At 37.2% G+C, this 14,111-nt stretch carries 14 protein-coding genes; 3 read left to right on the top strand and 11 right to left on the bottom strand.

Annotated elements, in window-relative coordinates; genetic code table 11:
* Window positions 1-5: 5 nt before the first annotated feature.
* Together NSQ40_RS05760 and NSQ40_RS05755 are read left to right on the top strand one after the other, a co-directional pair.
* Window positions 6-425 carry a tautomerase family protein gene (locus NSQ40_RS05760; protein ID WP_003195789.1) on the top strand — a complete coding sequence of 140 codons (420 nt, stop codon included), beginning with the start codon at window positions 6-8 and terminating at the stop codon, window positions 423-425.
* Window positions 418-726, top strand: a complete 309-nt coding sequence (locus tag NSQ40_RS05755; protein ID WP_033795946.1) for a carboxymuconolactone decarboxylase family protein — start codon at window positions 418-420, stop codon at window positions 724-726. Before NSQ40_RS05760 ends, NSQ40_RS05755 begins: the two co-directional genes overlap by 8 nt.
* Before the next feature lie 346 nt (window positions 727-1,072).
* Here NSQ40_RS05755 and hemY read toward each other — a convergent pair whose 3' ends face one another.
* The 4 genes from hemY to NSQ40_RS05735 form a co-directional block, all read right to left on the bottom strand.
* Window positions 1,073-2,494, bottom strand: coding sequence for a protoporphyrinogen oxidase (gene hemY, locus NSQ40_RS05750; protein WP_258248174.1), 1,422 nt, complete (start codon window positions 2,492-2,494; stop codon window positions 1,073-1,075).
* Window positions 2,495-2,518: 24 nt separating this feature from the next.
* The gene (gene hemH / locus NSQ40_RS05745; RefSeq protein ID WP_098101325.1) at window positions 2,519-3,454 is read right to left on the bottom strand and encodes a ferrochelatase; all 936 of its coding nucleotides are present in this window, start codon (window positions 3,452-3,454) and stop codon (window positions 2,519-2,521) included.
* 14 nt (window positions 3,455-3,468) lie between these two features.
* Window positions 3,469-4,515, bottom strand: a complete 1,047-nt coding sequence (gene hemE / locus NSQ40_RS05740) for a uroporphyrinogen decarboxylase (RefSeq protein WP_003195782.1) — start codon at window positions 4,513-4,515, stop codon at window positions 3,469-3,471.
* A 176-nt stretch (window positions 4,516-4,691) separates the two neighbouring features.
* Entirely contained in the window at window positions 4,692-6,809 is a 2,118-nt protein-coding gene (locus NSQ40_RS05735) for a transglycosylase domain-containing protein (RefSeq protein WP_033797562.1), read from the bottom strand.
* A 128-nt stretch (window positions 6,810-6,937) separates the two neighbouring features.
* Between NSQ40_RS05735 and NSQ40_RS05730 the strand changes: the two genes are divergently transcribed.
* Window positions 6,938-7,411 (top strand): antibiotic biosynthesis monooxygenase family protein, encoded by a 474-nt coding sequence (locus NSQ40_RS05730; protein ID WP_006093868.1) that lies wholly within the window; start codon window positions 6,938-6,940, stop codon window positions 7,409-7,411.
* A gap of 73 nt (window positions 7,412-7,484) precedes the next feature.
* Here NSQ40_RS05730 and NSQ40_RS05725 read toward each other — a convergent pair whose 3' ends face one another.
* The 7 genes from NSQ40_RS05725 to NSQ40_RS05695 form a co-directional block, all read right to left on the bottom strand.
* Complete coding sequence (locus NSQ40_RS05725; protein WP_258248173.1) at window positions 7,485-8,609, bottom strand: hypothetical protein; 1,125 nt, start codon at window positions 8,607-8,609, stop codon at window positions 7,485-7,487.
* 184 nt (window positions 8,610-8,793) lie between these two features.
* Window positions 8,794-10,056: a HAMP domain-containing sensor histidine kinase gene (locus NSQ40_RS05720; RefSeq protein WP_258248172.1), complete on the bottom strand. Its 1,263-nt coding sequence runs from the start codon at window positions 10,054-10,056 to the stop codon at window positions 8,794-8,796.
* A gap of 68 nt (window positions 10,057-10,124) precedes the next feature.
* Complete coding sequence (locus NSQ40_RS05715; protein ID WP_003195773.1) at window positions 10,125-10,799, bottom strand: response regulator transcription factor; 675 nt, start codon at window positions 10,797-10,799, stop codon at window positions 10,125-10,127.
* Between the two features lie 236 nt (window positions 10,800-11,035).
* Complete coding sequence (locus NSQ40_RS05710; protein ID WP_003195771.1) at window positions 11,036-11,317, bottom strand: hypothetical protein; 282 nt, start codon at window positions 11,315-11,317, stop codon at window positions 11,036-11,038.
* Between the two features lie 30 nt (window positions 11,318-11,347).
* Window positions 11,348-11,422: a hypothetical protein gene (locus NSQ40_RS05705; protein ID WP_327823658.1), complete on the bottom strand. Its 75-nt coding sequence runs from the start codon at window positions 11,420-11,422 to the stop codon at window positions 11,348-11,350.
* Window positions 11,423-11,802: 380 nt separating this feature from the next.
* Entirely contained in the window at window positions 11,803-13,227 is a 1,425-nt protein-coding gene (locus NSQ40_RS05700) for a PH domain-containing protein (RefSeq protein WP_258248171.1), read from the bottom strand.
* Window positions 13,220-13,696 carry a PH domain-containing protein gene (locus tag NSQ40_RS05695; protein WP_003195767.1) on the bottom strand — a complete coding sequence of 159 codons (477 nt, stop codon included), beginning with the start codon at window positions 13,694-13,696 and terminating at the stop codon, window positions 13,220-13,222. Before NSQ40_RS05695 ends, NSQ40_RS05700 begins: the two co-directional genes overlap by 8 nt.
* Window positions 13,697-14,111 lie beyond the last annotated feature (415 nt).

The raw sequence follows: 14,111 nt of genomic DNA, 5'->3' as shown, positions 1-14,111 counted from the left end.
AATATATGCCATTTGTTACTGTTTATTATCCAGACGGTCAATTGCATAGAGAAGAGTTAAAAAGAGTAAGCAATCGTATTCACTATTCATTAATTGAACATTTTAGCATTCCAGAAAATGATTACTTTCACATGTTTTTACCCTACCCACCCAATCATTTTTTTTACGACCCGCATTATCTCTTAGAAGAGGAGAAAAAGAGAACAGATAAAATGATACATGTTTCTATTACATGTGGACCTGAACGAACAATACAGCAAAAAAGAAATTTGTATCAATCAATCTCAGAAGCTTTTTATGACCATTTAAACATCTCTACAACTAATATTTTTATTACATTGAATGAAACATCTGCTGAAAATTGGTCATTTGGTCAGGGAATAGCCCAAATGGTTACAATGAAGGAGAAAAAGAATCATGAATGATCGTATCGAACTCAATATTTCAAAGAAAATGAGGGATACTGCTCCCAATTTTGTTGATTATAGTGAAAATGTGTTATTCGAAAAGGTATGGAGAGACCCTGCTTTAACACCAAAAGAAAGAAGTTTCATTACACTTTCTGCTTTAATTAGTATTGGTAATACTGAACAACTACCATTTCATCTACAACTAGCCGAAAAAAACGGAATGAACCAACAAGAAATCATCACTCTCATAACACATTTAGCCTTTTACGCCGGATGGCCAAAAGCAGCTGCAGCACTGAACGTAATACTGCGTTAAAAATAAATGACTTATTACATTATCCTCTGTTTCCTATTGGCATTCGGAAACTTATTAAAAACTTTCATACAGGTAATCACTCTAGTTCTGTTTATATAGGGGGAATTGATTAAATGAAATCACAAACCCTAATTTAGCAACTAACGTAAAAACTCCATTTTGAATAAAGATTGTTCAAAATGGAGTTAATTCTTTAAATTATGTTTTTGATTTTTATAGAAAAGTTTAATCATTTCTTGCGATTATTATTAAAAAAGCGCCTGTTAACTTAATAATCACTTTTATGCTTCGCAAAATAGGTTAGAAAAAGTATGATCACCTTCTAATTTAAAGGTGGTCTGTTTCATCATTGCGCAATTAATTCCGCTTCATCTATTTTTTCTAAATAAGACAACACATGCCTGACTGCCGCCTCACCTTGATCAATACAATCTGGAAGACCAGATCCAGCATAAGAACTACCTGCTAAATAAACACCCGGTAATTCTTTATCCATAAATGTTTTTAACTTTGTCATACGTTCTTTATGTCCCACTGTATATTGCGGCATTGCATCTTTCCAGCGGCTTACAACAGTAAAGTCTGGATCTGCCTTAATATCCATTGTTTTTTGCAAATCTTCTAATATAAATTGAACAATTTCTTCATCTGTTTGCTCTACGATTGCTTCATCACCAGGACGCCCAACGTAACAACGAAGAAGAACTTTTCCTTCTGGTGTTGTATGCGGCCACTTCTTATGTGTCCACGTACATGCTGTAATAGAAAAATCACTATTTCGAGATACAACGAAGCCCGTACCATCAATATCACGCTTGATTGCTTCTTTCGGAAAAGCGAGTGCAACATTCGCAACCGATGTTGATGGAATATTGCGGAAGAAGCGGAACTCTTTATACTGTGCAAACATAGATGGCAATACTTTATGAGACGCAGCAACAACGATGGAATCCGCCTCAATTTCTTTTCCATTACTTAGTGTAATATGATAACCATCACCCATTTTTGCAACTTTTTCAATGCGAGTGCCCTTCACAACAGTTCCATCTTCTAGCTGCTCTTCTATTTTTTCTACAATGGATTGTAAGCCTGTTTTTAATGTTAAAAAGATCCCTTTCGGCTTTACATCTTTTATTTTCTTCGGAGCCAACGTACGCATACCTAGTGAAATACTACGATATTTTTGCTCCACTTGATAAAATTGTGGGAACGTGGCCATTAAACTCATTTGATCAATATCCCCCGCATAAATTCCAGATAACAATGGTTCGATTAAGTTTTCAACCACTTCATTTCCTAGACGACGACGGAAAAATTGACCAAGTGATTGATCAGAAATAGGTTTTGAACGTGGCAATACAAAATCAAAACCTGCTCTTACTTTACCAATCGGAGAGAACAATCCTGAAAATAGAAACGGGGTAACTTGCGTTGGAATGCCCATCATAGATCCGCTCGGCATCTTATGTAATCGATTGTTCACGAGAACAAATGATTGACCAGTTGCATTGTTTACAAGCTCATCTCCAAGTTCGAGTTCTCTTGCTAGTCTAGCTGCACTCTCTTTTCTTTCTAAGAAAGAATCTGGACCACGCTCAATTGTAAATCCATCTTTTCGAACGGTTTGAATTTTCCCTCCAAGTTTACCCGATGCTTCTATTAACAATGTATCAATCGGCAATCCTTTTTCGCGAATTTCTTTTTGTAAGTAATACGCTGTTGTTAAACCTGTAATTCCACCACCGATGATAACAACTTTCTTCTTCAAAACGGCTCCTCCTTTCCCAAGGTATTACGAAACATCCATTTGTTTCTTTAACACTACATCTGCTAAACAAGAAATAAATGAATCTGATGCATTTGGCATTTCTGGACGATAATACTTTGCTCCAATTTCTTCTGTAACGATTTTGCATTCAATATCATTGTCATATAACACTTCTAAATGTTCAGCTACAAATCCAACCGGTGCATATACAAATGAAGTGTAGTTATACTTTTCATGTAGCTCTCTCGTTAAATCTTGTACATCTGGCCCAATCCATGGGTCCGGTGTATTTCCAGCACTTTGCCAACCGACTGCATAGTTTCGAACTTCCGCACCACGTGCAATATAATCAGCTGTTTCATTTAACTGTTCTGGGTAAGGATCACCTAACGCAATAATTTTCTCTGGTAAACTATGCGCAGACACGATTAACACTGCTTTTTCACGTTCTTCTTCTGCCATACCATCATATATTTTTTTCACTTCGTTTACCCAATACTCGATAAACTTCGGTTCTTTATACCAGCTATCGATACCATGAATTGTTAAGTTTCCAAGCTTATCTGCTTCTTCTTGCGCCCGGCCGACATAGGACTTTACGCTGAACGTAGAATAGTGCGGAGCAAGAACAAGGGCAATTGCCTCTTCAATCCCATCATTATGCATTTCTTTCACAGCATCCTCAATGAAAGGTTCTATATGTTTTAAGCCAAGATACATGTGGAATTCCACATGATCCTGCATTTCGTTTAAACGCTTTTCTACTTTTTTCGCTTGTTCTAATGTAATAGTAGCTAAAGGAGAAATACCGCCAATCGCGCGATAGCGTTCCGTTAAGTCCTCCAGCATTTCCGGACTCGGCTTTCGCCCTCTGCGAATATGCGTATAGTACCGTTCAATATCTTCTTCTTTATACGGTGTGCCGTATGCCATTACAAGCAAACCAATTTTCTTTTTCATACACCTATTCTCCTTTATTTCGCTAACTGTTCTTTAGAATACTCATGAATAAATGTCGTCAAGCGTTTTAATGTGTCTGGATTTACTTCTGGGAATACACCGTGACCTAAGTTAAATACATAACCAGGCTGCTTCATTCCTTGATCGAGAATCCCTTTTACATGCTCTCTGATAACGTCCCATGGTGCAAGTAAGAATGAAGGATCCATATTGCCTTGTACTGCTTTATGAATGCCGCGTGCACGCGCTTCTTCAATTGACAGGCGCCAATCAAGTCCGACTACATCAAGAGATAAGTCATTCCATTCATTTGCTAAATGTCCTGCTCCAACGCCGTGCATAATCATCGGAACGCCCATCGTGCGAACTTCCGTGAAAATACGCTCCATTGCAGGTTTAATAAACAAACGATAATCTGCTACATTCACTGTTCCAACCCAAGAATCAAAGACTTGCACTGCTTTTGCCCCTGCTTTGATCTGTGCCTTCAAATATGTAACTACCATATCTGCAAGCTTATCCATTAAAGCAAACCAAGCTTTCGGTTCTGCATACATAAACGCCTTCGTTTTGTGGTAATTACGAGAAGGTCCGCCTTCGATCATATAACTTGCTAATGTAAATGGCGCCCCTGAAAAGCCAATTAGCGGAACATCTAACATCTCGTTTGTTAATAAACGAATTGTATCTAATATGTATGGAACATCCTCTTCTGGATGAATTTCACCAAGTTTTTCTACGTCCTGTAAAGAACGAATTGGGTTATCAATAACCGGTCCAATCCCAGATTTAATTTCAACATCAACGCCAATTGCTGGAAGTGGTGACATAATATCTTTATAAAGAATTGCTGCGTCTACATTATATTGATCAACTGGAAGCTTTGTAACATATGCACATAACTCCGGATTGTGTGTAATTTCAAATAAAGAATACTTCTCTTTTATCTTTCTATACTCAGGTTGTGAACGCCCTGCTTGTCGCATATACCATGCTGGTATATATTCTGTTTGTTCCCCTTTACATGCTTTTAAAAATGTCTCATTTATATTTCTTACCAAAACCCTTGCTCCCTTCCTTACCTATACGAACCCTATCCTATTATTTATCTTTTTTTACTATACAGCTTGTAAAAACAAAATGCATAACATTATGTACGTTGTTCATGAAATTGACACAAACGCTCGTAAAACCGCTTACTATTTTCATAACATTCTTATTATATCACAAGCAAAAATTACGGTTTAGCTACTTTTGTCTTTTCTCCTTCTCGATTTGTTTGTGGATTGTACGGAACTACATAAAAGCTTGGTTTAGAGAATATGTTAATAAACTTTTCCTCATACTCACCAATCCCTTTTACCGTTCCAACGTGAATATGCTTCCCTTGTTCTACTTTATAGATTCTATATACAACCCGTTTATCGGGAAGTGGAGTCCAGTGTAATTTTGCAGTAAACAAGCTAAATGGACTAAAAGATAACTGTGCTTCCACGTTCTCAATTTTACTTAGGCGGATTGGTTTTCCAATTGTTTCGACACCTTTTGGCCGCTTGAAATTTGAATTATCTTGTACATTTGCCTTCGTTAAAATCTTTTTAAATAATTCTGTTGCAGATAGCTTTCCATCATAAAGTTGGTGTTCTTTATCCGTACGATCATACCCAATCCATACCGCGCCTACTAAACTCGGAGTATATCCAACAAACCAAATATCCCTAGCGCCTTCACTTTGATTAGGAAGTGACGTTGTACCTGTTTTCCCAGCTAATGCACCGTTATATACTCCCGCTCTCGCTGTCCCCTCCCTTACAACCCCTTCTAACATTTTTGTCATATACCATGCTGTTTGTTTTGAAAAAACTTTCGTTTCGTTTTTAGGTGATTCTCCAATCACCTTTCCGTGTCGATCGAGTACCTGTTCAATAACATGCGGCTCAATAATTTTTCCATTCGCTAAGAACGCACGGTACATCTTTACAAGTTCAAATGGAGAGACCCCTTCTTTAAGTCCGCCAAGTGCCGTACTTAAACCAGATTCTGCAATATGAATATTTCCCTTCTCTAAATATTGCTTCCCTTGCTCTACACCCATTTCACGTAATAAAGATACAGCCGGTACATTCGCCGATTCTAAGAGTGCATCATACATCGTTACTTCTTTTGAATACCTATGATTATAATTTCGTGGTTCATACCCTTCAAAAGATGTTTGCTCGTTTGTTAATAAAGAATACGGATTATATTTTTTTGTTTCCAGCGCTGGTGCATACACAATGAGCGGCTTTAAAACAGACCCTGGCTGTCTTTTCGCAAACACTCTATTAAATCCTCTTGGGACATACTCTCTTCCGCCAATTGCGGCTTTAATTCCTCCAGTTGCATTATCCATTAATAAAAAAGCACCTTGTGCCCCGTTTTCTTTACCTGGAAAATTTCGTGCATCTTGAAATTGATCATAAGCTACTTTTTGAATTTTTTCATCCATAGATACAATAAATGTATATCCTCCGCGAAGCACTTCTTGATGTGACAAACCATATAACTGTGCTGCTTCATCTACAACCATATCCACATATGGTATATAAGCAAGTTCTCGCTCATCTAAACTTTTATAAAGAGCAATTGTCTTTCCTTGGTAACGAACACTCTCCTCAGCTGATAAATATCCTTGTTTATGCATAAGAGATAAAACTAAATCACGGCGCTCTTTGTTCTTTTCTGGATATAAAAAGGGAGAATATCCATTCGGTGCTTTCGGAAGACCTGCAAGCATCGCCCCTTCTTCAACTGTTAATTTTTCTACATCTTTATTAAAATACAATTTCGCCGCTGCTTGAATCCCGTAAGCACCATGACCAAAATAAATATGATTCATATACATTTCAAGAAGCTGTTGCTTCGTATATTTATGTTCCAATTGAAGAGCGATTGCCACTTCTTTTAATTTACGTGTAAATGTTTTTTCATGAGTTAAAAAAACATTTTTAACTAACTGCTGCGTAATTGTACTTCCGCCTTCCACTTTCTCTCCTGCTAAAATGTCTTTATACAACGCGCGAAACACAGAAGGGTAATCGATTCCATAATGTTCATAAAATCTAGCGTCTTCTACAGCTATAAACGCCTCTGCTACATGTTTTGGAATTCGCTCAATTGGTACAAGCTCTCTATTTTCTACATATAACTTCGTAATTTCTTTTCCTCGCTGATCAACGATACGTGATGAAGAGTGGAAAACAAGCCGTTTTTCATCCATTATATAACCACCAGCTAACACAATCAGTTTATAGAATACAATCGCCACTACAAACACTGCTACGCCGCCCATTAGGCTCCACTTTATTTTCTTCATACATCGTCCTTCTTTCCAAATGATGGTATGTTTATTATTTGAAAAACGATTATCTTTATGTATATAATCTTCGAAGTTTTTTGTAAGAGTTGCTATAATGAAACTAAACTCATAAAGGGGGCATTACAATGAAAGCGATTATTTCATACGAAACACCTCTAGAACAACCACATTTCACTGCAAAGAATGATGAGAAAGATATGTTTTATAAAGAAAATACCGAGGAAACTGTAGAAGGATCACTTCAATATGACGTGCTAGATGCTGTCGGGGAATTTAAAGGACAACCTGGCTATATTGTGTGTAACAACATTTCTGTTACAGATGAAGGCCGTCCTGTTTTTGAAAATCGTTTCAAAAACCGTGCAGGACTGATTGAAAATGAGCCTGGTTTCCAAGCAATCCGCGTTCTTCGCCCATTAAGTAACGATACATATGTCATTATGACAATGTGGGAAAATGAACAAAACTTTAAAGATTGGACAGAGTCACGTTCTTTCGAAAATGCACATAAAAAACGCCCTGCACAAACAAATGCAGAGCCGCAAAAAAGCATTTTTTCAAGACCTTCTTTTGTGACTACTTTTGATGTGTTAGCTTAAACAAAAAAGCTGTAACTTCGATTGAGGAGAAGCTACAGCTTTTTTCTCTGTCTTCCACGAACTCATCGCCCTTTTATCTTGAAATACTTTCCACTTCATTTCTACCACAGTAACTACATTGACCTCGTCTACGATAATAATAAGCGATAGAAGCAAGACCTAGCGCTATTCCCCAGAGAATCCATAAAAGCATTGGCCCTATTGAACCCCAAATGTGACTCAACAAAATATTATCTGTAGACACGAGGTGAAGTTTAACCGCGATAAAAGCGAAAGTAAAGGTGAAGCCAGCAGCGGTTACAGCAATCGCTACACACGATGCTGGAATCACCGCCAGCAGGATTGGCACCCTTTTACCGTTAACGAATGGGAACCATCGCGGGAAGGTTTCACCCCATTTTTGGATCAAACCCAGCGTAAGAATACTACCGGCGATACATATCGATCCGAAAGCCCATTCAGTAATATGATGCGCTGGGTTAACATTTGAAAAGTCCTGCAAAAACTTCGCGTCAATTCCTAGCGGGATTTTCAATGCCCAAGCATAGCGCGTAATTGCGTATGGAATAGGAGCAAGAGCCGCAAGATAGGTAATCCATCGACTCCATCGCATGAGAAGAGATGTTTTCCCGTCCGCTTTCCTTCCGCAATATTCACATGCATGGCGTATTTTTCTTCGATAAGCTACAGCGAAAAACCCCAAAGATATTCCTCCTAGAACACATATAATTTGATTGAGCATCAGCCAGTCAAATTTAAATTTTAATAAAAAAGCATAAGCCATGGCCGCAATCAGACTGGCATCCGGTACAAAGAGGAGTAAAGCAGCCGCCCACCCCCAGGCATAAATGAGGATAAGCCGCTGTTGGAAAGTCTTTTCCACTGGCTTCCTCATTGAAAATCCAACCAATATACCTATCAGACAAAGAACAACAAATATGATACCTCCAACCTGGGACGGAAGATAAGTAACCTTTCCAGCAAACAAATCCATACCATCTTCATTCTTAAAAGGATACCCCTCTCCTCCAAGCAACCAGTAAAGATGCATCGATCCATAAATGGCTGACCAAGCAATGGCTATATACCCAATCCAAGATGGCCATCGCTTTAGGCTCATTCCTTCTCTTTTCTTTGGTGAAGGCAATGCAGAATTTGTATCCACGTTAGATTTGTCAATGGAAGTCTTTGAATCCACTCAAAAAACACCCTTTCCTATTATTTTCTTGAGACTGATCTACCCCGTTTTTTTGTATACACATGCATCCAAATTTGACACTAACCTGCTCACAGCCCCTTTCTTTTTTTAACTCTCATAAAAAATCACCTCGATATCCATTGTATTGAGCGAATGGAAAATCGAGGTGACCTCAAGTTTAAATCTAGTTTAATTTTTGCCTTAAATAATGCCATGTACCTTGCGGAGAACTGGATACCTCCCAAAAAACATCCATTTCCCTGGTCATGAGTGAAACGATGGATAGCCCGATGCCCGCTCCTTTTGCTTCTGAGTGGTGCTCCATTCCCCGCCCTTTATCTCTGATGACCATAAATAAGTCGCCGTCACGATCAATTGTTTCTACACAAATATATCCGCCAGAACTGGCATGCCTAATGACATTTTGAAACAGGTTATCCAATATACTACGCAGCCAGAGAGGATCCACCTCCCAAATCAATGAACAGTCAGCCAAATGGACATTCACTTCAAAGCCTTCTTTCTCAAAAACCGGATACCACTCGGCGACAGCACTACGTAACTCTTCAATCACATCTATGTTTGTCTTCTCTAATGGATACTTTCCAGCTGAAAGTAATGTGTAAGTAAGAAGATTTTCAAGTAATTTTCCAACATCATTTAGTTTGTTGACGATAATTTGTACCGATGCGGTTGCTTTTAAGGATGAGGGGTTATTCTGAATGGAGTAGGCATGCTGTCTAATAACGGTTAAAGGAGTCCGTAAATCGTGAGAGATATTCGCAATCAATTGTTTTCGTAGATACTCTTCTTCCTTCTCGCGCTTCCGGCTGTCTTTTAACTGATTGATCATCCTGTTAAAGGCTTTTTCCAATTGTCCAATCTCATCACTGTTATTGACTGTAACCTTATCAGGTATTCCATCATTTACGGTATCTGACATTGCGCTTTGAAGTTGTACAAGTCTTTTGCGAATACTTAAAAAAAACAACACAGATACCACTACAATCGAAACACCTACGACAAAAATAATAAGGATTAAAAAGAGATCTCCATTTACTGGCTGAATCGCAAGCGTCGTAATAGATTTTGGGATATGAAATACCATAAATCCTTGTTCACCATCTTTACCAATCGTAGCTGTCACAGTGAATATATCTTGTTGCCTTTTCCTATCGAGATAGTTGATGAGGTTCAAAGGTGTCCATTGATCAGGAATCTCTACGATACGCTGATTGATCACATGGGTTTTCCCCGCTTTATCGACCCAAAACAGCTCAGCTTTCGGATAATGTCCTTGTATCTTACCGAGCTTTTCATTGATTGTATTCTCATTAGCTTCATTTAGTTGTTCAGCTTCATGTTCCCACATTTTTTCTATTTCCAGTGGCTCATGTATCGTATCTTGTTTAAGCAAAATGTCAGGTAAATAATAGATTGCTGGCAAAATAGGCCACATGAATAAAGAGGCAAGGATCAATAATAAATATTTGGTAACGAGCGATCTTCGAATATTCATAACTTCAACCGATACCCGATGCCGCGAATCGTCTCGATAATCTGAGGATGACTGGGATCAATCTCTATTTTTTCACGCAAATGACGAATGTGGACCATAAGAGTCCGATCCCCTTTTATATATGAATCTTCCCACACAGCTTCATATATTTGCTTTTGAGTCAAAATCTGATTTGGATGATTGAAGAGAAACATAAAGATATGAAACTGTTTACCAGTTAAGACAATCTCTTTATTCGTTTGTGAACTCAAAATACGGTTGGCTTTCCGGTCAATACTTAAATGGTTCAACTGTATATGATCCGGAGAAACCACACCGAGTCGCCTTAAGAGAACATGAATGCGGGCCTCGAGTTCATCAGGATGGTACGGCTTCGTCATATAATCATCTGCAAAAGCAAGCCCTTGCAGTTTATCTTCTATTGAAGCTCTCGCTGTGAGCATCATAATTGGTATTTCAGGGAACTTTTGCTTCATTCGCTGTCCAACCGTATAACCATCAAGCCCCGGAAGCATAATGTCCATAATAACAACGTCCGTTTGTTCCATGTATTCAAATGCATGATGGCCAGACTTTAACCAAATCACTTTATATCCCCGTTCAGTAAAAAACTCACTTACCCATAATCCAATTTCTTTATCATCTTCTATATGTAAAATTGTTAATCCCATCACATTTCTCTCCTCTACAATAAATCTTCACACATTTATTGAGTTTCCCTAACCACAACATATGCTTATAAGTGTCTATTTTTAACTAGATAACGTGAAACTTTAATCAGTGAGAGGCTTCTTTACGGGCAGTTAATGCAAGGGAAAAGAGGTGCTGTTTTCTATCATTTATATTCATCTAGTTACGATTTTAACTTTGACTGAATCTCTCATTTTCATTTACGAATTGCTACATATTATCCCATGTCCCCAACATAAATTGCGGACTTCCTACTTTGAAGACCATATTCTGTTAAGAACGGTATGATTGCTTTTGGATAAAGGTTTGTGTTTAAAAGGTCTTCTAGCGGCAACCATTCAAGTGCTAGTTGATCAGGATCAAATTCTGTCCCTTCCCCAAAAGAACGATCGTCATCCGGATACAGGCATTCAAAAAGATGAACAACGACATGTACATTACGATCCCACTCGGCATGTTCATGATTCTTTCCTATATACTCATCACTTACAATTAGCAATTCTCCTGCTTGTACTTTTAATCCAGTTTCCTACAAACATTCTCTGACAACAGCTTCTTTTAAAGTTTCTCCCGGTTTTTGACCACCACCAGGTAGGATGTTCATAAAGTGAAACTTTAATCAGTGGGGGTTTTCTTCATCCCCCACTGATTATTAGTTGAACCAATCGGGCTTTTACGGACAGTTCATCTCCCACCTAACTTCCTTGCTTTCGCTGAATTTTGAGGTGGGAGTGTTACTGTCCGTTAATGCGGGATAAACTTGTTATAGTCATATTTCTTAATCGTTAATATTTGGTTGTCTCTAATTATAATCGCCTGCACTGAATTCTAATTTTCACCTATCTCTTCCCTCTTTCACAATACTTGCGTCAAAAGCACTTCTATCTTAAAAATGACCATAAAATACATGCAATAACATACAAGAAACCCGAATAATAGAATTTTTGAATTATCCACTATCCGGGTTATATATCTAACTTTTTTTTATTTTTGCTTATACCATTCATGAATACGGGCTACATCCTCTTCACGCACATGCTTCAATTCATAATGACGTCCCGCAACACTGCAAGCTACTGCTACAATATACGTATACAATCTATCTTTTCGCTGAAAGTATGATTGCGTTTTTGTCATTGCTTGTACATGTTTTCTTTTCACAAATCCTGTATACTTTGCAATGCCCCTGTACACAAGCGTTAACTGATCAGATTTTATCGCATATCCACCCGTTTTATACTTGCCATATCCAAGAATCGTAAAGAACAAAAATAATGGCACTAATACAAATAAAGCACTATATTGCTGAAAATATACACTCGCTCCTATAATCGGTACTGCTACAGCTACAAAAATCATCCAACTCATAATGAGATAACGGCGTAATGCTGCTTTCGGTAAATGGACGATCTCCTCTTCCATTTCATAAGGCAAATCTAAATATGCCAGCAACTCTTGCACATCTTTTTTCTTCATGAGCGGGTGCAATATGACATTCATATTATTTGTATCTATGCTCTGAATGACTTCTACTTCAATAGAACAATACCCAAACGGTTGACGAAGGATTCCTTCTTTCATTGTCAATGCCTGAATCCGGTGCAGTTTTAACACAATCTCTTTCTTTTCAAGTAGCCCTTGTGAAATACGAATTTCATTTCCATTTCTCTGCACTGTAAAGTTCGCATGTTTTAAAGCATAACCAATTGTAGAAATGATCCATGAGATTACAATTAAAATAGCAACCATACATAACAAATCATACACACTATTGTCTTTCACATACGTTTCTACTTTTTCTATTAACCATTTCGGAAGAACGTTATCAAACTGTGTATAAAGGAAAATCAACCCAGAAAATAATAAACCGAACTGACCAGATGTAATAGATGCTAGCAAAATTTCTTTTGGCGTTAACTGATAAACAGTTGTATTTGTTTCTGACGGTAGGGTTTCCTCTTCTTTTAAAGTTTTCTTACTTTCTACTTTATTTAATAAGGCGATTAATTCTTTCACTTGCTCTTCCTTAATTCCAGCTAACGTCACCTCTGGGTCCTTTCCGCCACCAGCCGTCTCAATTTTGAGCTTCGTTAACCCAAATAACTGATAGATGATATTTGAAGCTGTACTAATTGTTTGCACACGCTCTTTATTTAAATAGCTTTCTTTTTTGACAAATACCCCGTGTTTTATATGTAAAATATTATTTTCAATCCAATACACTTTAAAGTACCATTTCACAAACGAAAATATGGCCAAAATCAACAAAAAACCTAGAATGAAAATGGGAAATAAGTACCAAGGCTCTACTTCATCTTTAGGACCAAATAAAACAATGATAATAAGGGGAAATAAACTAGAAATCCTTATATCAAATAATATAGTAATCGGATGTTGCCTCTTATACATCCTTATCACTCACTTTCGCAAGTTCCCCAATTTGTCGTTTCAACTGTTCTGCCTCTCTCTTTGTTAGTCCTGGAATACTATGAGAAGTCGCTGCCGTTGAAATTTGTAATTCTGCTAGTTCATATTTTCTCATAATCGGCCCTTGTTCAATCGTCACATGCTGAACACGAATCATTGGAACTAACACACGCTTTACAACAAACATCCCTTTTTGAATTTCAATCTCTTCTTCATCTAATCGATAGCTATAATAACGCTGACGTAGTTTCGGAAAGATAAAATAGTCTAGTGGCGTATATATAATCGTGGCAACGACCAATATACTAAACAACCAACCCCACCAATTAAACTTGATCATAAAAAAGAGATATGCTAAAACGATACTTACAAGTACCCCTGCACCAATTAATGCATGGATCTTCCACACCTTAACCATATTCGGATGAATTTCATTTTCTAATGGCTGCATTTGATCACTCCAAATTTAGAAATCTATTAAATATGTATACTTTGTAATATGCCATAATCATACAATACAAAACAAGGAAGAATAAACATTTTTTGTAAAAATAAAACTTGTTATTTTCTGAATATGTAGAATACAACCAACAATAGATTAGATTTACGTATTTTACTTTTCCAGTCATTGAATATTTCCCTGGATTTGAGTCAATATATTTATGATAGAACTGAACCTTTTAACTATATTACACTATTATTAATGTGCATATTAAATTATAAGTATGTAGTGAACCGTTGAAAGTAAACTTTTAATAATAGATAAAAATACTTTGTTATCCATATCATCCGTAAACATAAATATCCAATAAAGATAGTTAATTACAAATATATTTATTTAATTTATAATTATATTTAGAAAATAG

Source organism: Bacillus sp. FSL K6-6038 (genome assembly GCF_038050455.1).
Taxonomy (GTDB): Bacteria; Bacillota; Bacilli; order Bacillales; family Bacillaceae_G; genus Bacillus_A; species Bacillus_A pseudomycoides.
This window is presented reverse-complemented; position numbering and strand designations above follow the sequence as displayed.